At 55.2% G+C, this 23,018-nt stretch carries 15 protein-coding genes; 8 read left to right on the top strand and 7 right to left on the bottom strand.

The window, feature by feature from the left end; genetic code table 11:
- The first annotated feature begins 197 nt into the window (after window positions 1–197).
- Window positions 198–2,588: a glucose/quinate/shikimate family membrane-bound PQQ-dependent dehydrogenase gene (locus tag O1724_RS04165; RefSeq protein ID WP_003856304.1), complete on the top strand. Its 2,391-nt coding sequence runs from the start codon at window positions 198–200 to the stop codon at window positions 2,586–2,588.
- An 87-nt stretch (window positions 2,589–2,675) separates the two neighbouring features.
- Here the strand turns inward: O1724_RS04165 and cueO are convergent, their stop codons facing one another.
- The gene (cueO, locus tag O1724_RS04160; protein ID WP_126297017.1) at window positions 2,676–4,235 is read right to left on the bottom strand and encodes a multicopper oxidase CueO; all 1,560 of its coding nucleotides are present in this window, start codon (window positions 4,233–4,235) and stop codon (window positions 2,676–2,678) included.
- A gap of 145 nt (window positions 4,236–4,380) precedes the next feature.
- Here cueO and O1724_RS04155 point away from each other — a divergent pair, with 145 nt between their 5' ends.
- The 3 genes from O1724_RS04155 to speD all read left to right on the top strand — a co-directional run bounded on the left by O1724_RS04155 (window position 4,381) and on the right by speD (window position 6,494).
- Window positions 4,381–4,728, top strand: coding sequence for a YacC family pilotin-like protein (locus tag O1724_RS04155; RefSeq protein ID WP_003856306.1), 348 nt, complete (start codon window positions 4,381–4,383; stop codon window positions 4,726–4,728).
- Between the two features lie 101 nt (window positions 4,729–4,829).
- The gene (gene speE / locus O1724_RS04150) at window positions 4,830–5,699 is read left to right on the top strand and encodes a polyamine aminopropyltransferase (protein ID WP_058656383.1); all 870 of its coding nucleotides are present in this window, start codon (window positions 4,830–4,832) and stop codon (window positions 5,697–5,699) included.
- On the top strand, window positions 5,700–6,494 hold the full coding sequence (gene speD / locus O1724_RS04145; RefSeq protein WP_126297018.1) for an adenosylmethionine decarboxylase: 795 nt from the start codon (window positions 5,700–5,702) through the stop codon (window positions 6,492–6,494).
- Window positions 6,495–6,525: 31 nt separating this feature from the next.
- Here the strand turns inward: speD and yacL are convergent, their stop codons facing one another.
- Entirely contained in the window at window positions 6,526–6,888 is a 363-nt protein-coding gene (gene yacL / locus O1724_RS04140) for a protein YacL (protein ID WP_003856309.1), read from the bottom strand.
- 190 nt (window positions 6,889–7,078) lie between these two features.
- Window positions 7,079–9,676, bottom strand: coding sequence for a bifunctional aconitate hydratase 2/2-methylisocitrate dehydratase (gene acnB / locus O1724_RS04135; protein WP_479983917.1), 2,598 nt, complete (start codon window positions 9,674–9,676; stop codon window positions 7,079–7,081).
- 449 nt (window positions 9,677–10,125) lie between these two features.
- Between acnB and O1724_RS04130 the strand changes: the two genes are divergently transcribed.
- Entirely contained in the window at window positions 10,126–11,622 is a 1,497-nt protein-coding gene (locus tag O1724_RS04130) for a DUF3300 domain-containing protein (RefSeq protein WP_126297019.1), read from the top strand.
- A gap of 10 nt (window positions 11,623–11,632) precedes the next feature.
- The gene (locus O1724_RS04125; RefSeq protein ID WP_126297020.1) at window positions 11,633–12,424 is read left to right on the top strand and encodes a DUF2950 family protein; all 792 of its coding nucleotides are present in this window, start codon (window positions 11,633–11,635) and stop codon (window positions 12,422–12,424) included.
- A gap of 52 nt (window positions 12,425–12,476) precedes the next feature.
- Here O1724_RS04125 and lpdA read toward each other — a convergent pair whose 3' ends face one another.
- The 4 genes from lpdA to pdhR form a co-directional block, all read right to left on the bottom strand.
- Complete coding sequence (gene lpdA, locus O1724_RS04120; RefSeq protein WP_003856313.1) at window positions 12,477–13,901, bottom strand: dihydrolipoyl dehydrogenase; 1,425 nt, start codon at window positions 13,899–13,901, stop codon at window positions 12,477–12,479.
- A 175-nt stretch (window positions 13,902–14,076) separates the two neighbouring features.
- The gene (gene aceF, locus O1724_RS04115; RefSeq protein WP_023315404.1) at window positions 14,077–15,975 is read right to left on the bottom strand and encodes a pyruvate dehydrogenase complex dihydrolipoyllysine-residue acetyltransferase; all 1,899 of its coding nucleotides are present in this window, start codon (window positions 15,973–15,975) and stop codon (window positions 14,077–14,079) included.
- Window positions 15,976–15,989: 14 nt separating this feature from the next.
- Window positions 15,990–18,653, bottom strand: coding sequence for a pyruvate dehydrogenase (acetyl-transferring), homodimeric type (gene aceE / locus O1724_RS04110; protein ID WP_003856315.1), 2,664 nt, complete (start codon window positions 18,651–18,653; stop codon window positions 15,990–15,992).
- A 123-nt stretch (window positions 18,654–18,776) separates the two neighbouring features.
- Window positions 18,777–19,541, bottom strand: a complete 765-nt coding sequence (gene pdhR, locus O1724_RS04105) for a pyruvate dehydrogenase complex transcriptional repressor PdhR (RefSeq protein ID WP_006173806.1) — start codon at window positions 19,539–19,541, stop codon at window positions 18,777–18,779.
- Window positions 19,542–20,078: 537 nt separating this feature from the next.
- Here pdhR and aroP point away from each other — a divergent pair.
- On the top strand, window positions 20,079–21,449 hold the full coding sequence (gene aroP / locus O1724_RS04100; RefSeq protein WP_003856317.1) for an aromatic amino acid transporter AroP: 1,371 nt from the start codon (window positions 20,079–20,081) through the stop codon (window positions 21,447–21,449).
- 164 nt (window positions 21,450–21,613) lie between these two features.
- The gene (locus tag O1724_RS04095) at window positions 21,614–23,011 is read left to right on the top strand and encodes a glycoside-pentoside-hexuronide (GPH):cation symporter (RefSeq protein WP_126297021.1); all 1,398 of its coding nucleotides are present in this window, start codon (window positions 21,614–21,616) and stop codon (window positions 23,009–23,011) included.
- Window positions 23,012–23,018: the final 7 nt, after the last annotated feature.

Here is a 23,018-nt window from a genome sequence, read left to right as displayed (position 1 = left end):
CAAATGATTTTAGTGAAAATCTCTCAATGCGGATGACTCTCGCTCCGGCATCGATACGCAAGCCAGCCATTATACCAGTAAATGGATAAGCCTGGCGTATGAGTTATAAAAAGCAATATTTGTGATTCCGATCACAGTTGTTAATACCTATAATTAATTGCTAGCAAATAATTAACAAAACTGACGAGTACTTTTCTATGGCTGAAACAAAAACTAAACAGCCGCGTCTACTGGTGACATTAACAGCCGCGTTTGCCGCATTCTGCGCGCTGTATTTGTTAATCGGTGGCGTATGGCTGGTCGCGATTGGCGGCTCCTGGTACTACCCGATTGCGGGTCTGGTTATGGTTGGCGTAACCGTCCTGCTTTTACGCAGAAAACAATCTGCTCTGTGGTTGTACGCAGCGTTACTGCTCGCAACCATGATCTGGGGCGTCTGGGAAGTCGGGTTCGACTTCTGGGCGCTGACGCCGCGCAGCGACATTCTGGTCTTCTTCGGTATCTGGCTGATCCTGCCGTTTGTCTGGCGTCGTCTGATTGTCCCTTCCAGTGGCGCCGTGGCCGGTCTGGTCGTTGCTCTGCTGATTAGTGGCGGCATCCTGACCTGGGCCGGTTTTAACGACCCGCAGGAGATCAATGGCACGCTGAACGCGGAATCCACGCCGGCTGCGGCTATTTCGCAGGTGGCGGACGGTGACTGGCCTGCTTATGGTCGTAACCAGGAAGGTCAACGCTACTCCCCGCTGAAGCAGATCAACGCGGACAACGTGAAAAACCTTAAGGAAGCCTGGGTATTCCGTACCGGCGACCTGAAGATGCCAAACGATCCGGGTGAGCTGACCAACGAAGTGACCCCGATTAAAGTGGGCAACATGCTCTACCTGTGTACGGCGCACCAGCGCCTGTTCGCGCTCGACGCGGCCACCGGTAAAGAGAAATGGCACTTTGATCCACAGCTGAACTCCAACCCGTCGTTCCAGCACATCACCTGCCGCGGCGTCTCTTACCACGAAGCGCGCGCAGATAATGCCAGCCCGGAAGTCATTGCCGACTGTCCTCGCCGCATTATGCTGCCGGTGAACGATGGCCGCCTGTTTGCCATCAACGCTGAGACCGGTAAGCTGTGCGAAACCTTCGCTAACAAAGGCATTCTGAATCTTCAGACCAACATGCCGGACACTACGCCGGGTCTGTATGAGCCGACCTCCCCGCCAATCATCACTGATAAAACCATCGTGATTGCCGGTTCGGTAACGGATAACTTCTCTACCCGCGAAACCTCCGGCGTTATCCGTGGTTTCGACGTGAACACCGGTAAACTGCTGTGGGCCTTCGACCCGGGCGCGAAAGATCCTAACGCGATCCCATCCGATGAACACACCTTTACCTTTAACTCACCGAACTCCTGGGCACCGGCAGCGTATGACGCGAAGCTGGACCTGGTTTACCTGCCGATGGGCGTGACCACGCCGGATATCTGGGGCGGTAACCGCACGCCGGAGCAGGAACGTTACGCCAGCTCCATCGTGGCGCTGAACGCAACGACCGGTAAACTGGCATGGAGCTACCAGACCGTTCACCACGATCTGTGGGATATGGATATGCCGTCCCAGCCGACGCTGGCGGACATTACCGTTAACGGTAAAACCGTTCCGGTGATTTACGCCCCGGCCAAAACCGGCAACATCTTCGTGCTGGATCGCAGCAACGGTAAGCTGGTTGTTCCTGCGCCAGAAAAACCGGTTCCGCAGGGCGCGGCCAAAGGCGACTACGTCACCAAAACGCAGCCGTTCTCTGACCTGAGCTTCCGTCCGAAGAAAGATCTCAGCGGTGCAGACATGTGGGGTGCCACCATGTTTGACCAGCTGGTGTGCCGCGTGATGTTCCATCAACTGCGCTATGAAGGCATCTTCACGCCGCCTTCAGAGCAGGGCACGCTGGTCTTCCCGGGTAACCTGGGGATGTTCGAGTGGGGTGGGATCTCCGTTGACCCTAACCGTCAGGTCGCCATCGCTAACCCAATGGCGCTGCCGTTCGTTTCCCGTCTGATCCCACGCGGTCCGGGTAACCCAATGGAGCAGCCGAAAGATGCGAAAGGCAGCGGTACCGAAGCCGGTATCCAGCCGCAGTATGGCGTTCCTTATGGTGTGACCCTGAATCCGTTCCTTTCTCCGTTCGGTCTGCCGTGTAAACAGCCTGCCTGGGGTTATATCTCCGGTCTGGATCTGAAGACCAATAAGATCGTCTGGAAAAAACGTATTGGTACGCCACAGGACAGCATGCCGTTCCCGATGCCTGTTCCAGTGCCGTTCAATATGGGTATGCCAATGCTGGGTGGCCCAATCTCCACCGCCGGTAACGTGCTGTTTATCGCGGCAACCGCAGATAACTACCTGCGCGCGTACAACATGACCAACGGTGAAAAACTGTGGCAAGGCCGTCTGCCAGCCGGTGGACAGGCAACGCCAATGACCTATGAAGTGAATGGCAAGCAGTACGTTGTCATCTCTGCGGGTGGTCACGGTTCGTTTGGCACGAAGATGGGCGACTATATTGTCGCGTATGCACTGCCTGACGACGCTAAGTAACGAAAAAGCCCGGTGGCGCTAACGCATACCGGGCCTACGGGTGCCCTATGTAGGCCGGGTAAGGCGAAGCCGCCACCCGGCTTTTTTTTATACGGTAAAACCGAGCATCATCCCCGTATCTTCATGCTCCAGCAGATGACAGTGGGCCATATAGGCAAACTCTTTCGGCGCCTCGTGGTCGAACTTCACCAGCACCTCGCTGACGCCGCCTTCCACCCTCACCGTATCTTTCCAGCCCGCACGATGCGCCTCCGGCGCTTTACCATTTTCAGACAGAATACGGAACTGCGTGCCGTGGATATGGAACGGGTGCAGCATCATGTCGCCTTCGCCTGAAATCACCCAGCGTTCAAACTGCCTTTTCGTGGCGGCGAACATGGGCGTGTTCATATCGAACGCTTTGCCGTTGATGCGGTTGGCATTGTGGAAATCGAAACCATGGCCGCCGTGATTCATGCCGCCCATATTGCCGTGGTCCATATTCATATGGCCCATCATCTGGCCGTGATGCATTCCCGCCATGGCCTGATTGCCGTACTTCTTCATCAGCGCCTGCATGCCCATCATGTCGAGCATCGGGTCCATGGAAAGCTTAAGTTTACGCTGCGTAAGCCCGTCCAGCGACGGGAGTGCTGGCAGCGTGGTGAGGGTCTCCAGCAGCGTACCGGAGGCGGTGATCTGTAGCGGCTGAATGCGCAGGACCGGATGCGGCTTATCAAACGGCGCGACGGCCATCCCCATCTGGCTGACCGGCAGGGTCACCAGGTCAAACGCTTTGCCATCGCTGATATCCACCAACACCTCGAAGCGCTCGCCCATCAGCATCGGCAGCTCGCTCACCTTCACCGGCTCCGGCAGCAGGCCGCCGTCGCTTGCCACTACATAAAGCGGGCGTTTATCGCTGGTGGCGAAGTTCAGGGAGCGGGCGTTACAGCCGTTAAGCAGACGTAAGCGCAGCCAGCCTTTTGGCGCGGCATGCTGCGGGTAGATCGCGCCGTTGGTCAGCAGCGTATCGCCAAACCAGCCTACCGCCGCGCTCATTACGTCCAGCTGATAGTCAATTTGCCCGTCAGCGCTGAATTTTTTGTCCTGCACAATCACCGGGACATCGTCGATACCCCACTGTTTCGGCAGGCGCAGCAGGCGGCTTTCATCGTCTTCAATCAGCACCAGCCCGGCCAGCCCCATCGCCACCTGATGGCCCGTTTTGCCATGCTGATGCGGGTGGAACCAGCAGGTCGCCGCGCGTTGTTCCGGGGTAAAGGTTACGCTGCGTTTACCACCAGGCCTGATGACGCCCTGAGGCCCCCCATCCACTTCGCCCGGGACTTCCAGCCCGTGCCAGTGCAGCGTGGTCTCTTCCGCAAGCGTGTTATGAATGTCTACCGTCACCGCCTTCCCTTTGCGTAACTGCAACGCCGGGCCGAGCAGATTGCCGTTATAGCCCCACGTCGTGGCGGCGTGCTGACCGAACGTGGTTTTACCGGCCTGCACCACAAGCTGAATGCGGCTGCGGGCATCTGGGGCGAGTAATTCAGGAATGGGTAAAGCCGTTCTGTCGGCGGCAAAAACGGCGCGGCTCCAGAGAGGTATCGCGCTGGCAACCCCCAGCGCGGCAGAAAATTTTAAAAAATCACGACGTTGCATGTGCATTTCCTTATTTCCAGCAGGCGATCTTTTGAGCATAAACCCTCCCCTTACCGGAAGGTCAAGCACGGCGGCAATAATAAAGATCGTCGGCCTGGCATCAAGTATGCTAACGTTAATTTTCCGTGATGCAGTGGTAAAGGCAATGAAGACGTTTTTCAGAACAATTTTGTTCGCCAGCCTGATGGCGATGTGTGCGAACAGTTACGCGCTAAGTGAAAACGAAGCGGAAGATATGGCCGATCTGACGGCAGTTTTTGTTTTTCTGAAAAACGATTGTGGTTACCAGAATTTACCCAATGGGCAAATTCGTCGCGCACTGGTCTTTTTTGCCCAGCAGAATCAATGGGACCTCAGCAACTACGACAGCTTCGACATGAAGGCGCTCGGTGAAGACAGCTACCGTGATTTAAGCGGTATTGGCATTCCCACTGCTAAAAAATGCAAAGCGCTGGCTCGCGATTCACTCAGCCTGCTCGCCTACGTGAAGTAACCTTCCCGATGCCCCTTGTTGACCCGCTAACCGCCTCTCGGCGGTGTTGTGTTGCGCCCATCTGCCGGATGTAATGGATGTTAACGAAGGAGGTGCTCCCCATGACCGAAAAAACGGTATGGCAAGAAACGCTGCACGACCAGTTTGGTCAGTATTTTGCCGTGGATAACGTGCTCTATCATGAGAAAACCGATCATCAGGATTTGATAATATTCGAAAACGCCGCTTTTGGCCGCGTGATGGCGCTGGACGGCGTGGTGCAAACCACCGAGCGCGACGAGTTTATCTATCACGAAATGATGACCCACGTCCCGCTGCTGGCCCACGGCCACGCGAAGGACGTGCTGATTATCGGCGGCGGCGACGGCGCGATGCTGCGTGAAGTCTCTCGCCATCAGAATGTCGAAACCATCTCCATGGTGGAAATCGACGCCGGGGTCGTGTCGTTCTGCCGCCAGTATCTGCCCAACCATAATGCCGGCAGCTATGACGATCCGCGGTTTAATCTGGTTATCGACGATGGTGTCAATTTTGTTAACCAGACCACGCAAACGTTTGATGTCATTATCTCTGACTGTACCGACCCTATCGGTCCGGGCGCGTCGCTGTTTACCTCGTCGTTTTACGAAGGCTGCAAGCGCTGCCTGAAGCCTGGCGGAATTTTTGTGGCGCAAAACGGCGTTTGCTTCCTGCAACAGGATGAAGCGCTTGATAGCCACCGTAAGCTGAGCACCTATTTTGCTGACGTCAGCTTCTACCAGGCGGCGATCCCCACTTACTACGGCGGGATCATGACCTTTGCCTGGGCGACGGATAACGACGTCCTGCGCCATCTCTCCACCGAAATTATCCAGGCCCGCTTCCATCAGGCCGGGCTCCAGTGCCGATACTACAACCCGGCGATCCACACCGCAGCCTTTGCGTTGCCTCAATATCTGCAAGACGCGCTGTCCTCAAAGGAGGTGAACTAATTGAAAAAGCTTAAACTGCATGGCTTTAACAATCTGACCAAAAGCCTGAGTTTTTGTATTTACGATATCTGCTACGCCAAAACAGCAGAAGAGCGCGATGGTTACATCGCCTATATCGATGAACTCTACAACGCCAACCGTCTGACCGAGATCCTGACAGAGACCTGCTCGATTATCGGCGCGAACATCCTCAATATCGCGCGCCAGGATTATGAGCCTCAGGGTGCGAGCGTCACCATTCTGGTGAGTGAAGAGCCGATTGACCCACAGCTTATCGACAAAACCGAACACCCCGGCCCGCTGCCGGAAGTGGTGGTTGCTCACCTGGATAAAAGCCACATCTGCGTGCACACCTACCCGGAAAGCCACCCGGAAGGCGGGCTGTGTACCTTCCGCGCGGATATTGAAGTGTCCACCTGCGGCGTGATTTCACCGCTGAATGCGTTGAATTATTTAATCCACCAGCTGGAATCGGACATCGTCACCATTGATTATCGCGTACGCGGTTTTACCCGTGATATCAACGGCATGAAGCACTTCATTGATCATGAGATCAACTCCATTCAGAACTTCATGTCCGAGGACATGAAGTCGCTGTACGACATGATGGATGTGAACGTCTATCAGGAGAATATCTTCCACACCAAAATGTTACTTAAGGAATTCGACCTTAAGCACTACATGTTCCACACGAAGCCGGAAGATTTAAGTGAGGAAGAGCGAAAGGTCATTACCGACCTGCTCTGGAAAGAGATGCGCGAAATTTACTACGGCCGTAACATTCCGACCGTGTAAACGTGACCCGGAGCAGGGACGCTTCGGGAAGTTACTTCTGTTTCATAAAGTCGCGGTAGGCATTCACCACACTCAGGAAGTCTTCCACGCCGCACAGCGACAGGCTCTCTTCGTCGTAGTAGCTCATCCCCTCTTCCATTTCATCACCCGAGAACTCAAGCTGGTTGGCGCGCACCATCACCTCTTCGCCATCCATCCACAGGGTGTATTCGTGCCCGGCGCGTTGCCAGGAGCGTTCACTGCCTTTCACCGTTTCCGCCGCCTGCTCAACTTCATCCAGCAGCGCGAGGTTCTCTTTCACCTCTTCGTTAAACCAGTGTCCAACGGCTTCGTGCCCCATCGACATTCGCACTTTCACCACGCCGGTGATGTCGCGCAGAAATTCGTAATCCATAGTGTTTTCCTCTGCAAAGCCATTAAGGTAATTATCGCAGCAGCGAGGAAGAAAAAAAGCGGGAGAGGTGGGAGGAATGAAAATAAAAAGGTGAGAGCAAGACCCTGCGGCCTGATGCCCTCACTCCGTCCCTCTCCCACGGGAGAGGGTGCAAACACTAAAAACCGTCTCGTAGAGACGGTTTTGCTGTTTATACCGCCGTCTGGAAGATCACCCCGTCTGCCTTCTCGGTGTACTGAGAGAGCTGGTCGAAGTTCAGGTAGCGATAGGTATCCACCGCCGTCTTATCCACCTGAGCCACAAAGGTCTGGTACTCTTCCGGCGTTGGCAGTTTGCCAATCAGCGCCGCAACCGCCGCCAGCTCCGCAGAGGCCAGGAAGACGTTCGCACCGGTACCTAAACGGTTCGGGAAGTTACGGGTCGAGGTGGAGACCACCGTCGCGCCGTCGGCTACGCGCGCCTGGTTGCCCATACACAGGGAACAGCCAGGAATTTCGATACGCGCGCCGCTCTTACCAAACACGCTGTAGTAGCCCTCTTCGGTCAGCTGAGCCGCGTCCATACGGGTTGGCGGCGCCACCCACAGACGGGTTGGCAGCTGGCCTTTGTGGGTATCCAGCAGCTTGCCGGCCGCACGGAAGTGGCCGATGTTGGTCATGCACGAACCGATGAACACTTCGTCGATCTTCTCGCCCTGAACTTCGGACAGCGGACGCGCGTCGTCCGGATCGTTCGGTGCACACAGGATTGGCTCTTTGATATCCGCCAAATCGATGTCGATCACCGCCGCGTACTCTGCGTCAGCATCGGCTTCCAGCAGCTGCGGATCGGCCAGCCATTTTTCCATGCCCTGGATACGACGCTCCAGCGTACGACGGTCGCCGTAGCCTTCTGCAATCATCCACTTCAGCAGCACGATGTTAGAGTTCAGATACTCAATAATCGGCTCTTTGTTCAGCTTGATGGTACAGCCCGCAGCCGAACGCTCAGCGGAGGCATCGGTCAGCTCGAAAGCCTGCTCAACTTTCAGATCCGGCAGACCTTCAATTTCCAGAATGCAGCCAGAGAAGATGTTTTTCTTCCCTTTTTTCTCAACGGTCAGCAGACCCTGTTTGATGGCATACAGCGGGATCGCGTGAACCAGGTCGCGCAGGGTAATACCCGGCTGCATTTTACCTTTGAAGCGCACCAGCACCGATTCCGGCATATCCAGCGGCATCACGCCGGTCGCGGCAGCAAACGCCACCAGACCGGAGCCCGCCGGGAAGGAGATACCGATTGGGAAACGGGTATGGGAGTCACCGCCGGTACCGACGGTATCCGGCAGCAGCATGCGGTTCAGCCAGGAGTGGATAACGCCGTCGCCCGGACGCAGAGACACGCCACCGCGGTTCATGATGAAATCTGGCAGCGTGTGGTGCGTGGTCACGTCAACCGGCTTCGGATACGCCGCAGTGTGGCAGAAGGACTGCATCACCAGATCGGAAGAGAAGCCCAGGCACGCCAGGTCTTTCAGCTCATCACGGGTCATCGGACCGGTGGTGTCCTGAGAGCCGACGGAGGTCATTTTCGGCTCGCAGTACGCGCCAGGACGGATACCAGCGACGCCGCAGGCGCGACCGACCATTTTTTGTGCCAGCGAGAAGCCACGGTTGCTTTCCGCCACGTCTTTCGCCTGACGGAACACGTCGCTGTGCGGCAGACCCAGCGCTTCACGCGCTTTGGTGGTCAGGCCACGGCCGATGATCAGCGGAATGCGGCCACCAGCACGTACTTCGTCGATCAGCACGTCGGTTTTCAGCTCAAAGCTTGCCAGCAGCTCATTAGTTTCGTGATTACGCACTTCGCCTTTATACGGGTAAACGTCAATCACGTCGCCCATGTTCAGGTTAGAGACATCCACTTCGATCGGCAGCGCGCCAGCATCCTCCATGGTGTTGAAGAAGATTGGCGCAATTTTGCCGCCGAGGCACAGGCCGCCGCCGCGCTTGTTTGGCACGTGCGGAATGTCGTCGCCCATGAACCACAGCACGGAGTTGGTGGCGGACTTACGGGAAGAGCCGGTACCCACAACGTCACCCACGTAAGCCAGCGGGAAACCTTTTTGTTGCAGGGCTTCGATCTGTTTAATCGGGCCAACGCTGCCCGGCTGGTCCGGCTCAATGCCTTCACGGGCGTTTTTCAGCATCGCCAGGGCGTGCAGAGGGATATCAGGACGAGACCACGCGTCCGGTGCCGGGGAGAGGTCATCGGTGTTGGTTTCACCGGTCACTTTGAAGACGGTAACGGTAATTTTTTCAGCAAGCTGAGGGCGGTTCAGGAACCATTCGGCATCGGCCCAGGACTGCATCACCTGCTTCGCATAGACGTTGCCTGCTTTGGCTTTTTCTTCCACATCGTAGAAGTTATCGAACATCAGCAGCGTTGAAGAGAGCGCTTTAGCGGCAATCGGTGCCAGCTTGTCGTTATCCAGCGCGTCAATCAGCGGATGAATGTTATAGCCACCCTGCATGGTGCCGAGCAGTTCAATCGCTTTTTCAGGAGTAACCAGTGGGGAGGTGGCTTCGCCTTTGGCAACGGCGGCAAGGAATCCGGCTTTTACGTAGGCAGCTTCATCTACGCCAGGCGGTACACGGTTGATCAGCAGATCTAACAGGAATTCTTCTTCGCCCTCAGGCGGGTTCTTCAGCAGCTCGACGAGCGCGGCCATTTGGGTTGCATCTAAAGGTTTGGGTACAATTCCCTCGGCGGCACGTTCTGCTACGTGCTTACGGTATTCTTCTAGCACGACGGTTCTCCTCGCTCTCATTGTCATATGCGGCGGGCGTTCTCTTCACGCTCCTGTGAGACAGCAGTTTGTAGGGTAAATGCCCGATACCGCGTCGGGCAGCATAGCAGGATTTCTGCACAGTGTTAATCTGTTTACAAAAAAGCAACATTAAAAAATTTGCTGAATCGTTAAGCATGATGTAGCACCCCGTCACCGGGCCCGGAAGCAGTTCCGTAAGTCTGTCGTCCCCCCGGCAACGCGCTGCTGGTCGCTCGCAAGAGCGGCCTTTTGAATTTCCGTCGCCTGCTCAGCCATCCGATATAATTGTGTAATAAATACTCACACTCTTTATCCGGATGCTTCAGAGTTTTTCCCAACAAAAGTCAAAACTGTAAAACACGGGTGAATGATACTCGCGGCAACAGCAACGCCTCACGGCACTGCACTCGTCTCGTTGGAGTCAATCTATGAAGTTGCCTTTTAAACCACATCTTGTTGTTCTGCTTTGCAGTGCGGGGCTGTTTGCCGCCTCGGGCGTCATGTTCGTTAAAAGCCGCGCAACGGAACCCGCTCCCGCACCTGCGCCGGTAGCCCCGCAGCTCCCCGACCCGGCAGCACAGCCTGCCCCGGTGGCCACCCCTGCCTATACCGCCGCGCAGATCGATCAGTGGACCGCGCCCATTGCGCTCTACCCCGACGCGCTGCTGTCGCAAATTCTGATGGCCTCAACCTATCCGGCGAGCGTGATTCAGGCCGCCCAGTGGTCAAAGGACAACCCTAAAATGCAGGGCGATGCCGCCATTCAGGCGGTCAGCGGGCAGCCATGGGATGCCAGCGTGAAATCGCTGGTCGCCTTTCCGCAGTTAATGTCGCTGATGGGGGAAAACCCGTCGTGGGTACAAAGCCTCGGCGACGCCTTTCTGGCCCAGCCAAAGGATGTGATGGATTCCGTGCAGCGTCTGCGCCTGCTGGCGAAGCAGACAGGCACATTGCAATCCACCCCGCAGCAGACCGTCACCACCGTGAAAAAATCTGCGCCAGCCTCCGCCAGTACAGCCGCGACGTCAACGTCGGCTAGTCCGACGGTGATTAAAATTGAGCCAGCCGATCCACAGGTGGTTTATGTCCCTACCTACAACCCTTCCACCGTTTACGGCACGTGGCCAAATGCCAGCTATCCGCCGGTGTATCTGCCTCCGTCTCCCGGCCAGCAGTTTACCAATAGTTTTGTCAGAGGCTTTGGCTATAGCCTCGGCGTAGCCACCACCTATGCGCTGTTCAGTAACATCGACTGGGACGATGACGACGATCATCATCACGATCATGATGACGATCACCACGGCGGTTATTCGCATAACGGCGATAACATTAATATTAATGTTAATAACTTCAATAAGATCACCGGCGAGCACCGTACCGATAATCACCAGGTCTGGCAGCATAATCCGGCCTACCGCAACGGCGTGCCCTACGCCAATAGCCAGCTTGCCAGCCGCTATCATCAGACTTCAGTGCCGGGCGGGTTGAGCGCTACCCGGCAGCAGCCGGTCAACCGCGATAGCCAGCGGCAGGCCGCGATGGCGCAGGTACAGCAGTCGACGGGCAAAACTCTCACACAGCTACAGCATGGCGACGCGCATTTCCCGCAACATTCAGCGTCCGCGCAGCAACTGAAGCAGCTCTCTCAGCGCAGCAACTATCGCGGCTACGACAGCGCGCGGCCCCACGCACAACAGATGAATAATACTCTTGCGCAAACCAGACGCCCGACGCAGGTTCAGCATCAGCCGCTGCGGGAAAACGCCCTGAGCGGCAACGACAGCCGTTCGGCCAGCTGGCAGGCCCAGCACCAGCGCGGGCTGCAAAGCCGCCAGCACGCGTCGCTGAACAGTGAGCAGCGTGCCAGCTTCCGCCAGCAGCTGTCCGAACACCATACCGAACACCATGAATTCCACCGTCGTTAAGGGAGCCGCTATGAACATGAAACCGATCGGTGGAATGCTGTTGTTGATGGTATCCACCTTCGCCTTCGCCCAGCAATCTTTCTCCACACCTGAGCAGGCGGCCAATGCCCTGACGAAGGCCATCAGCGAGCAGAATGAGAGCGCGATGGCCGACCTGCTGGGGGATAACTGGCGCGACTATCTGCCACCTGAAGGGATTGATCCGGAGGCGGTGGCTCGATTCCTGCGTGACTGGAAGATAAACCATCGTACCGAAATCAGCGGCGATATTGCCCATCTGTCAGTTGGCGATAACGGCTGGCAACTCCCCATACCGGTAGTGAAGAAAAAAGAGGGCTGGCAATTTGATATGCAGAAAGCGGCTGATGAGATCCTGACCCGCGAAATCGGCCGCAACGAACTCGCGGCTATCGAAGCGCTGCACGCCTACGTCGACGCACAGCGGAGCTACTACGCCATGAACCACCGCTATGCGCAGAAGATTGTCAGCACGCCAGGGCTAAAAGGCGGCCTGTACTGGCCCATCTCGCCGGGCGAAGCGCCAAGCCCGCTGGGTCCCGCCTTTAGCCCGCCGGAGCCTGGTATGGGCTATCACGGCTATCGGTTCCGCATTCTGTCGGATAAAAATGGCTTTGCGATGGTTGCCTGGCCCGTAAGCTATGGTCAGACGGGGGTAATGAGCTTTGTCGTTAACCAGGAAGACAAGGTTTATCAGGCAAATCTCGGCAACGATTCGGCGCAGAAAGCGCAGGCGCTCGCTGCATACCACCCGGATAAAACCTGGCAGCCTGTCACCCCCTGAACGCAGTGCATAAAAAAAGCGGCCTGAGGCCGCTTTTTTCATCTGAAGAAACTTATTTCTTCTTCGCTTTCGCGTTTGGCAGGTCGGTGATGCTACCTTCAAACACTTCTGCCGCCAGGCCCACGGACTCGTGCAGAGTCGGGTGAGCGTGGATGGTCAGCGCGATGTCTTCCGCGTCACAGCCCATTTCGATAGCCAGACCGATTTCACCCAGCAGCTCGCCGCCGTTGGTACCGACAATCGCACCACCGATTACACGGTGAGTTTCTTTGTCGAAGATCAGTTTGGTCATACCGTCTGCGCAGTCGGACGCGATAGCACGGCCAGAAGCAGCCCACGGGAAGGTGGCGGTTTCGTAGCTGATGCCTTTCTCTTTCGCTTCTTTCTCAGTCAGACCAACCCATGCAACTTCTGGCTCGGTGTAGGCGATAGATGGGATCACTTTCGGATCGAAGTAGTGCTTCATGCCGGCGATAACTTCAGCGGCAACGTGACCTTCGTGAACACCTTTGTGCGCCAGCATTGGCTGACCGACGATATCGCCGATAGCAAAGATGTGCGGCACGTTGGTACGCAGCTGTTTGTCAACGCGGATGAAGCCACGGTCGTCCACTTCCACGCCAGCTTTGCCCGCGTCGAGGTTTTTACCGTTCGGCACACGACCGATAGCCACCAGTACGGCGTCGTAACGCTGTGGTTCGGATGGGGCTTTTTTGCCTTCCATGGAAACGTAAATACCGTCTTCTTTCGCTTCAACGGCAGTCACTTTGGTTTCCAGCATCAGGTTGAATTTCTTACTGATGCGTTTGGTGAAGACTTTAACGATGTCTTTGTCGGCAGCCGGGATAACCTGGTCGAACATTTCAACCACGTCGATCTCTGAACCCAGCGCATGGTACACGGTACCCATTTCCAGACCGATGATACCGCCGCCCATAACCAGCAGACGCTTAGGAACGGTTTTCAGCTCCAGCGCATCGGTGGAATCCCACACGCGTGGATCTTCATGTGGAATGAATGGCAGTTCGATTGGGCGAGAGCCTGCCGCGATGATCGCGTTGTCGAAGTTAATCACGGTTTTACCGTTTTCACCTTCCACTTCCAGGGTGTTCGCACCGGTGAATTTACCCAGACCGTTTACCACTTTCACTTTACGGCCTTTGGCCATACCCGCCAGACCGCCGGTCAGCTGAGTGATAACTTTCTCTTTCCAGGTACGAATTTTGTCGATGTCGGTCTTCGGCTCGCCGAAGACGATACCGTGTTCAGCCAGCGCTTTGGCTTCTTCGATAACTTTCGCTACGTGCAGCAGCGCTTTAGAAGGGATACAGCCGACGTTCAGACAAACACCGCCGAGGGTGCTGTAACGTTCTACGATGACGGTTTCCAGACCTAAATCCGCGGCGCGAAATGCTGCGGAGTAACCTGCCGGGCCTGCCCCAAGTACTACGACCTGAGTTTTGATTTCTGTGCTCATCATGACCTCTTAATGTATACCCGTCGTCCACCGGGTCGTTCTATCCGCCCGTATTTTACAAAATTGTTAACAATTTTGAAACAACAAACGGCTCACGAATTATCGCTTTCACCAATAACCTCAAAAACCCCATGAGATTATCAGAAAAAAGCCGGCCGATTGGCCGGCTTTTCGATTACATCACCAGGCGGCGAATGTCGCTCAGCATGTTGTTAATGATGGTGATGAAACGCGCACCATCAGCCCCGTCGATCACGCGGTGGTCGAAGGACAGAGAGATTGGCATCATCAGACGCGGTACGAACTCTTTGCCATTCCACACCGGCTCCATCGCGGACTTGGACACACCGAGGATAGCCACTTCCGGCGCGTTCACAATCGGCGCGAAGTGGGTGGTACCCAGGCCGCCGATGCTGGAGATGGTGAAGCAGCCGCCCTGCATTTCGCCGGCAGTCAGCTTACCATCACGGGCTTTCTTGGAGATGGTGGTCAGTTCACGGGACAGCTCAGTGACGCTCTTCTTGTTCACGTCTTTGAAGACCGGAACAACCAGACCATTTGGCGTATCAACCGCAACACCGATGTTGATGTATTTCTTCAGCGTCAGCTTCTGGCCGTCTTCGGACAGGGAGCTGTTGAAGCGTGGCATCTGTTCCAGCGCCGCCGCAACCGCTTTCATGATGAAGACCACTGGGGTGAACTTCACGTCCAGCTTACGCTTCTCAGCTTCGGCGTTCTGCTGTTTACGGAACGCTTCCAGATCGGTGATATCGGTCTTATCGAAGTGGGTAACGTGCGGGATCATCACCCAGTTACGGCTCAGGTTAGCACCGGAGATTTTCTGGATGCGGCCCAGTTCCACTTCTTCGATTTCGCCGAACTTGCTGAAGTCCACTTTCGGCCATGGCAGCATGCCCGGGATACCGCCGCCAGCGGCTGCCGCAGGTGCAGCTTCGGCGCGTTTCACCGCGTCTTTCACGTAAGCCTGAACGTCTTCGCGCAGGATACGACCTTTACGGCCGGTGCCCTTCACTTTCGCCAGGTTCACGCCGAATTCGCGCGCCAGGCGACGGATCAGCGGAGTTGCGTGGACGTAAGCGTCGTTTTCAGCGAACTCAGATTTTTCTGCTTTAGCAGCAGGGGCAGCAGCCGGTTTAGCAGCCTGAGCCGGTGCAGCAGCCGGTGCCGGAGCAGCCGCAGCAGCAGGAGCGGCGGCAGGTGCAGCGCCTTCCACTTCGAAGACCATGATCAGAGAGCCGGTAGAGACTTTGTCGCCGGTGCTGATTTTGATCTCTTTAACGGTACCCGCGAACGGCGCAGGCACTTCCATGGAAGCTTTGTCGCCTTCAACGGTGATCAGTGACTGTTCAGCGGCAACTTTGTCGCCCACTTTCACCATCACTTCGGTCACTTCAACTTCGTCACCGCCGATGTCTGGTACGTTAACGTCTTTCACGCCGCCAGCAGCCGCTGGTGCAGCAGCCGGAGCCGGAGCAGCTTCCGCTTTCGCTGGAGCCGCAGCGCCTTCAGAGCCCGCCACTTCGAAAATCATGATCAGGGAACCCGTAGACACTTTGTCACCGGTGTTGATCTTGATCTCTTTAACGGTACCGGCGAATGGCGCTGGTACTTCCATAGAGGCTTTATCGCCTTCTACGGTGATCAGTGACTGCTCAGCCGCAACGGTATCGCCCACTTTCACCAGGATTTCAGTGACTTCAACTTCGTCACCGCCGATGTCAGGCACGTTCACTTCTTTCGCTGCCGCGGCCGCTGCTGGAGCAGCAGCAGGAGCGGCTTCTTTCTTCTCTTCCTGCGCAGGTGCAGCTGCTGCTGCACCGTCGGCGGAATCGAAAATCATGATCAGTTTGCCAGTCTCGGTTTTATCGCCAACAGAGACTTTGATCTCTTTAACGATGCCAGCCTGAGGAGACGGGACTTCCATAGAAGCTTTGTCGCCTTCTACGGTGATCAGCGACTGTTCAGCTTCAACTTTGTCGCCCACTTTGACCAGGATCTCGGTGATTTCAACTTCATCAGCCCCGATGTCCGGTACATTGATTTCGATAGCCATTATTCTTTTACCTCTTACGCCAGACGCGGGTTAACTTTATCTGCATCGATGTTGAATTTAGTAATTGCGTCTGCAACCACTTTCTTATCGATTTCGCCACGTTTAGCCAGTTCGCCCAGTGCTGCTACAACCACGTAGGAAGCATCAACTTCGAAGTGGTGACGCAGGTTTTCGCGGCTGTCAGAACGACCGAAGCCGTCAGTACCCAGTACGCGATAATCATCAGCTGGAACGTAAGTACGAACCTGCTCAGCGAACAGTTTCATATAGTCAGTAGACGCCACCGCTGGCGCGTCGTTCATCACCTGAGCGATGTACGGAACGCGTGGGGTTTCCATTGGGTGCAGCATGTTCCAGCGCTCACAATCCTGGCCATCACGCGCCAGTTCAGTGAAGGAGGTAACAGAGTACACATCGGAACCCACACCGTAGTCTTTCGCCAGGATCTGCGCTGCTTCACGAACGTGACGCAGGATAGAACCGGAGCCCAGCAGCTGAACTTTACCTTTGCTACCTTCGATGGTTTCGAGTTTGTAGATACCTTTACGGATACCTTCCTCGGCACCTGCTGGCATTGCCGGCATGTGGTAGTTTTCGTTCAGGGTGGTGATGTAGTAGTAAATATTCTCTTGCGCTTCACCGTACATGCGCTGCAAGCCGTCATGCATGATGACTGCCACTTCGTACGCGTAAGACGGATCGTAAGAGATACAGTTAGGGATAGTCAGAGACTGAATGTGGCTATGACCATCTTCGTGCTGTAGACCTTCACCGTTCAGGGTCGTACGACCAGAAGTACCCCCGATCAGGAAGCCGCGAGCCTGCTGATCGCCTGCCTGCCAGCACAGGTCACCGATACGCTGGAACCCGAACATGGAGTAGTAGATGTAGAACGGGATCATCGGCAGGTTGTTGGTGCTGTAAGAGGTCGCAGCAGCCAGCCAGGATGCGCCTGCACCCAGTTCGTTGATACCTTCCTGAAGGATCTGGCCTTTCTCGTCTTCTTTGTAGTATGCAACCTGCTCACGGTCCTGCGGGGTGTACTGCTGGCCGTTCGGACTGTAGATACCGATCTGACGGAACAGACCTTCCATACCGAAAGTACGCGCTTCGTCGGCGATGATTGGAACCAGACGATCTTTGATCGACTTGTTCTTCAGCATCACGTTCAGGGCACGAACGAAAGCGATAGTGGTAGAGATCTCTTTGTTCTGCTCTTCCAGCAGCTGAGAGAAATCTTCCAGCGCTGGCAGTTCCAGCTTCTCGGTGAAGTTAGGCTGACGAGCAGGCAGGTAGCCTTTCAGCGCCTGACGACGTTCGTGCAGGTACTTGTGTTCTTCAGACCCTTCCGGGAAGGTGATGTAAGACAGTTTTTCTACCTGCTCATCGGTCACTGGAACGTTGAAACGGTCGCGGATATAACGCACGCCGTCCATGTTCATTTTCTTAACCTGGTGAGCAATGTTCTTACCTTCTGCGGTATCACCCATGCCGTAACCTTTGATGGTGTGGGCCAGGATCACAGTCGCTTTACCTTTGGTTTCACGCGCTTTTTTCAGTGCAGCGTAAACTTTCTTCGGATCGTGACCACCGCGGTTCAGCGCCCAGATCTGCTCGTCAGTCCAGTCTGCAACCAGGGCTGCGGTTTCAGGATATTTGCCGAAGAAGTGCTCACGAACGTAGGCACCGTCTTTGGATTTGAAGGTCTGGTAGTCGCCGTCAACGGTTTCGTTCATCAGCTGGATCAGTTTACCGCTGGTGTCTTTACGCAGCAGTTCATCCCAACGACCGCCCCACATCACTTTGATCACGTTCCAGCCAGCACCTGCGAAGATGCCTTCCAGTTCGTTGATGATCTTGCCGTTACCGGTTACCGGACCATCCAGACGTTGCAGGTTACAGTTGATGATGAAGCACAGGTTGTCCAGCTTCTCACGGGTCGCGATGGTGATCGCGCCTTTAGATTCTGGCTCATCCATTTCACCGTCGCCCAGGAAGGCGTAAACGGTCTGCTCAGAGGTGTCTTTCAGACCACGGTGTTCCAGGTACTTCAGGAATTTAGCCTGATAGATCGCACCGATTGGACCCAGACCCATAGATACGGTCGGGAACTGCCAGAACTCAGGCATCAGTTTAGGGTGCGGGTAAGAAGACAGACCCTTACCGTGAACTTCCTGACGGAAGTTGTTCATCTGCTCTTCAGTCAGACGACCTTCCAGGAAGGCACGTGCATAGATGCCCGGAGAGATGTGGCCCTGGAAGTACACCAGATCGCCGCCGTCTTTCTCGTTAGCTGCACGGAAGAAGTGGTTGAAGCACACTTCGTAAATGGTCGCAGAAGACTGGAAGGACGCCATGTGGCCACCCAGTTCCAGGTCTTTCTTGGATGCGCGCAGAACGGTCATGATGGCGTTCCAGCGGATAGCAGAACGGATACGGCGTTCCAGATCCAGATTGCCCGGGTATTCCGGTTCGTCTTCGACGGCAATCGTGTTTACGTAGTTGCTAGCCCCTGCACCTGAAGCCACTTTCACGCCGCCTTTGCGTGCTTCAGAAAGCAGCTGATCAATCAGATACTGAGCGCGCTCAACACCTTCTTCACGGATGACCGATTCGATCGCCTGTAGCCAGTCGCGAGTTTCGATCGGATCCACGTCATTTTGGAGACGTTCTGACATGGGGGTATTCCTTATCTATCTAATACGTTGATTTGTCTGGAACCTGTCCCATTGTATTTTCGCCAGAAAACACAATAAGACAGGTTCTGCGTTTAGTTGCCGCGCTCTAAAAGTACCTGGCGCTTAATCCTTTCGTTGCTGTATGCGGCGTAATGAACGTTCGCGACGCGATTGTTCACGGCTGCGGTCCAGCAAGATTTCCTCAATGAAAGCCAGATGGCGGTGCGACGCTTCGCGCGCCTGCTCCGGTTCCCCGGCCATTATCGCCTCGAATACTCGGGTGCGATGGTTGCTTACCAGCGGGAGCATCTCCCGACGGGCATACAACAATTCAAAATTCTGACGAACGTTCTGGGCCAGCATCGGCTCCATGCAGCGTAGCAGATGGAGGAGCACCACGTTGTGCGCCGCTTCGGTGACGGCAATTTGATACTGGACGACGGCGCTGGACTCGGCGTCTAAATCGCCGGACTGCTGTGCCCGTTCAATGGCCTGATGCAGCTCGCGAATACGTACGCGGTCTTCATCAGTGCTGCGAAGGGCGGCGTAATAGGCCGCGATACCTTCCAGCGCGTGACGGGTCTCAAGCAGATCAAACTGGGATTCTGGGTGGTCAGAGAGAAGTTCTACCAGCGGGTCGCTGAAGCTCTGCCACAGGCTGTTTTGCACAAAGGTTCCGCCACCCTGGCGACGGAGCAACAGGCCCTTTGCTTCGAGACGTTGAATCGCCTCACGCAGAGAGGGACGTGAAACGTCGAACTGTTTTGCCAGCTCGCGTTCTGGCGGGAGCTTCTCGCCCGGGCGCAGTGTCCCTTCGAGAATTAAAAACTCCAGCTGCTGCTCAATCACATCGGAAAGTTTTGGTTGGCGAATTTTGCTGTAGGCCATATTCCCTGTCTTACGCCTTTTTGCCCGGAGTCAATTGGTCTTACCAATTTCATGTTCGTATCGCTAAAGTAACAAAGTATTCACCTTCTGTCCATATTGGTTTTGATTGAAATCAGTAAACCCGGCACATTTTAACAACCTTACAGAACTAACGTTTCAGGAATGTAACTTTGCACAAATGAAATGGTTACTACCAAAGAGGCAGTTTTAACCATAATGAAACGAGGGTTTTTGCAATCTGAAGCGATTCAACAAGGCAAAAAATGAAAATTCGCCCTCTTCTGACGCATTTCTATTCTATAGGTTGGGGTATGAGGGGTTAACGTACCGATTTACAATTGGTTTCTTTTTATTCAAGTCGTCATCGCCCCTTCATAAAGCAGGTGCATTCGCTGGCGCTTACCACTATTCTGGCGCTAACGGAAGCCATCTCCGCTTTTTTCGGTATCGTTAACCGTAAAGAAATAAATACAGAATATGGACTTTCATAATTACACACGCACAGCGTGAACATAACAACCACACACGAGGTTTCAAATGGAAGCTCAACAGCATGGCGATCAGCTAAAGCGCGGCCTTAAAAACCGCCATATACAGCTCATCGCCCTGGGCGGTGCTATTGGTACTGGCCTGTTTCTGGGCAGTGCATCGGTTATCCAGTCGGCCGGTCCGGGCATTATTTTGGGGTACGCGATAGCGGGTTTCATTGCATTTCTGATTATGCGTCAGTTAGGGGAAATGGTTGTTGAGGAGCCGGTCGCAGGCTCATTCAGCCACTTCGCCTATAAATACTGGGGCAGCTTCGCAGGTTTCGCCTCGGGCTGGAACTACTGGGTTCTGTACGTTCTGGTTGCCATGGCCGAGCTGACCGCCGTCGGGAAATACATTCAGTTCTGGTACCCGGAGATCCCCACCTGGGCGTCTGCGGCGGCCTTCTTCGTCCTGATTAACGCCATTAACCTCACCAACGTAAAAGTGTTCGGTGAGATGGAGTTCTGGTTTGCCATCATCAAAGTGATTGCCGTTGTAGCGATGATCATCTTCGGCGGCTGGCTGCTGTTCAGCGGCAACGGCGGCCCGCAGGCCACCGTGCGCAACCTTTGGGAGCAAGGCGGGTTCTTGCCTCACGGCATGACCGGCCTGGTGATGATGATGGCGATCATTATGTTCTCCTTCGGCGGTCTGGAGCTGGTGGGCATCACCGCCGCGGAAGCCGACAACCCGGAACAGAGCATCCCGAAAGCCACAAATCAGGTTATCTACCGCATCCTGATCTTCTATGTGGGCTCACTGGCGGTGCTGCTCTCGCTGCTGCCATGGACGCGCGTTACGGCGGATACCAGCCCGTTTGTGCTCATCTTCCACGAGCTGGGCGATACCTTCGTGGCGAACGCGCTCAACGTCGTGGTGCTGACCGCCGCGCTCTCCGTTTATAACAGCTGCGTTTACTGCAACAGCCGTATGCTGTTCGGCCTGGCGCAACAGGGCAACGCACCGAAAGCGCTGCTCACCGTTGATAAGCGTGGCGTACCGGTTAATACCATCATCGTGTCGGCGGTCGTGACGGCGCTGTGCGTGCTGATTAACTACCTGGCCCCGGAATCAGCCTTCGGTCTGCTGATGGCGCTGGTGGTTTCCGCCCTGGTGATTAACTGGGCAATGATTAGTCTCGCGCACATCAAGTTCCGCCGCGCCAAGCAGCAGCAGGGCGTAACCACGCGCTTCCCTGCCCTGCTCTATCCGCTGGGGAACTGGGTTTGCCTGCTGTTCATGGCAGCTGTACTGGTCATCATGCTCATCACCCCAGGCATGGCGATTTCCGTCTACCTGATCCCGGTCTGGATTGCGATCCTCGGCGTGGGTTATATGGTGAAACAGAAAAATGCCAAAACGGTGAAAGCGCACTAAATGTTTTCTCGCTGTACTCGCGGTTGCGGGTACAGCGTCTTGTTACCTTCCTCACAAATTCGCGCCAACAGCAAAATCCTCCATATCACCGCCTTTATATTGCAACGCATATATTCGTTTGCCAGCGAATAATTCTCTCCATACCGAAACCCGGAGAGCTGTCGATGAATAACAACAAACTGTCAGTAAAAGAAAAGATCGGCTATGGCATGGGTGACGCCGGATGCAACATTATCTTTGGCGCCATCATGTTATTTGTTAACTATTTTTATACGGATATTTTTGGTCTGGCTCCTGCACTGGTTGGCGTTTTACTCCTGTCCGTGCGCGTCATTGATGCCGTAACGGACCCGATCATGGGCGCGATTGCTGACCGTACCCGCAGCAAATATGGCCGGTTTCGTCCATGGCTGCTGTGGATTGCCTTCCCCTATGCGCTGTTCAGCATTCTGATGTTCACCACGCCAGAGTGGAGCTATAACAGCAAAGTTATCTATGCCTTTGTCACCTACTTCCTGCTGTCGCTGACCTATACCGCCATCAATATTCCGTACTGCTCGCTCGGCGGCGTGATCACCAACGACCAGAAAGAGCGCGTTGCCTGCCAGTCCTACCGTTTTGTTATGGTTGGTATCGCCACCCTGCTGCTGTCGCTAACGCTCCTGCCAATGGCCGACTGGTTCGGTGGGGATAACAAAGCCAAAGGCTACCAGATGGCGATGACCGTGCTGGCGCTGATTGGTACCTGCATGTTCCTGTTCTGCTTCGCCACGGTGCGCGAGCGCGTGCGTCCGGCGGTGCAAACCCATGACGAACTTAAAAACGACCTGAAAGACGTGTGGAAGAACGACCAGTGGGTGCGGATCTTGCTGTTAACCCTGTGCAACGTCTGCCCTGGCTTTATCCGCATGGCGGCCACCATGTATTACGTTACCTGGGTCATGGGGCAAAGCACCCATTTCGCCACGCTGTTTATCAGCCTGGGCGTGATCGGCATGATGTTCGGCAGTATGCTGGCGAAAGTGCTGACCGACCGCTGGTGTAAGCTGAAGGTCTTCTTCTGGACCAACATCGCGCTGGCGATTTTCTCCTGCGCCTTCTACTTCTTCGACCCGAAAGCGACGACAACCATTGTTGTGCTTTACGTCCTGCTGAACATCCTGCACCAGATCCCATCCCCGCTGCACTGGTCCCTGATGGCCGACGTGGACGACTACGGTGAATGGAAAACCGGGAAACGTATCACCGGGATCAGCTTCTCCGGCAACATCTTCTTCCTGAAACTGGGTCTGGCGATTGCCGGGGCAATGGTCGGTTTCCTGCTCTCCTGGTACGGCTACGATGCGGGCGCAAAAGCGCAGAGCGCGGATGCCATCAACGGGATCGTGCTGCTCTTTACCGTCATTCCTGGCATTGGATACTTAATTACCGCGGGCGTAGTACGTCTGCTGAAAGTGGACCGTGAGACCATGAAGCAGATCCAGTCCGATCTGGAAAAGCGTCGCACCAACTATCGCGAGCTGAACGATTATCAGGAACTCAAAGCCGCTGAGACTAAATAAGGAAAGC

Source organism: Enterobacter cloacae complex sp. HYC074_NIDB, from assembly GCF_056673345.1.
Note: the sequence above shows the minus strand (reverse complement) of the source record. Positions and strands in the feature narration are given on the sequence as shown.

What these genes read in the sequence shown, in the direction of transcription:
- O1724_RS04125 (WP_126297020.1), top strand. Translation starts at nt 11,633, where the DNA reads ATGAACATGAAACCGATCGGTGGAATGCTGTTGTTGATGGTATCCACC.
- yacL (WP_003856309.1), bottom strand. Translation starts at nt 6,888, where the DNA reads ATGGATTACGAATTTCTGCGCGACATCACCGGCGTGGTGAAAGTGCGA.
- pdhR (WP_006173806.1), bottom strand. Translation starts at nt 19,541, where the DNA reads ATGGCCTACAGCAAAATTCGCCAACCAAAACTTTCCGATGTGATTGAG.
- cueO (WP_126297017.1), bottom strand. Translation starts at nt 4,235, where the DNA reads ATGCAACGTCGTGATTTTTTAAAATTTTCTGCCGCGCTGGGGGTTGCC.
- aceF (WP_023315404.1), bottom strand. Translation starts at nt 15,975, where the DNA reads ATGGCTATCGAAATCAATGTACCGGACATCGGGGCTGATGAAGTTGAA.
- aroP (WP_003856317.1), top strand. Translation starts at nt 20,079, where the DNA reads ATGGAAGCTCAACAGCATGGCGATCAGCTAAAGCGCGGCCTTAAAAAC.
- O1724_RS04155 (WP_003856306.1), top strand. Translation starts at nt 4,381, where the DNA reads ATGAAGACGTTTTTCAGAACAATTTTGTTCGCCAGCCTGATGGCGATG.
- lpdA (WP_003856313.1), bottom strand. Translation starts at nt 13,901, where the DNA reads ATGAGCACAGAAATCAAAACTCAGGTCGTAGTACTTGGGGCAGGCCCG.
- speE (WP_058656383.1), top strand. Translation starts at nt 4,830, where the DNA reads ATGACCGAAAAAACGGTATGGCAAGAAACGCTGCACGACCAGTTTGGT.
- O1724_RS04165 (WP_003856304.1), top strand. Translation starts at nt 198, where the DNA reads ATGGCTGAAACAAAAACTAAACAGCCGCGTCTACTGGTGACATTAACA.
- O1724_RS04130 (WP_126297019.1), top strand. Translation starts at nt 10,126, where the DNA reads ATGAAGTTGCCTTTTAAACCACATCTTGTTGTTCTGCTTTGCAGTGCG.
- aceE (WP_003856315.1), bottom strand. Translation starts at nt 18,653, where the DNA reads ATGTCAGAACGTCTCCAAAATGACGTGGATCCGATCGAAACTCGCGAC.
- O1724_RS04095 (WP_126297021.1), top strand. Translation starts at nt 21,614, where the DNA reads ATGAATAACAACAAACTGTCAGTAAAAGAAAAGATCGGCTATGGCATG.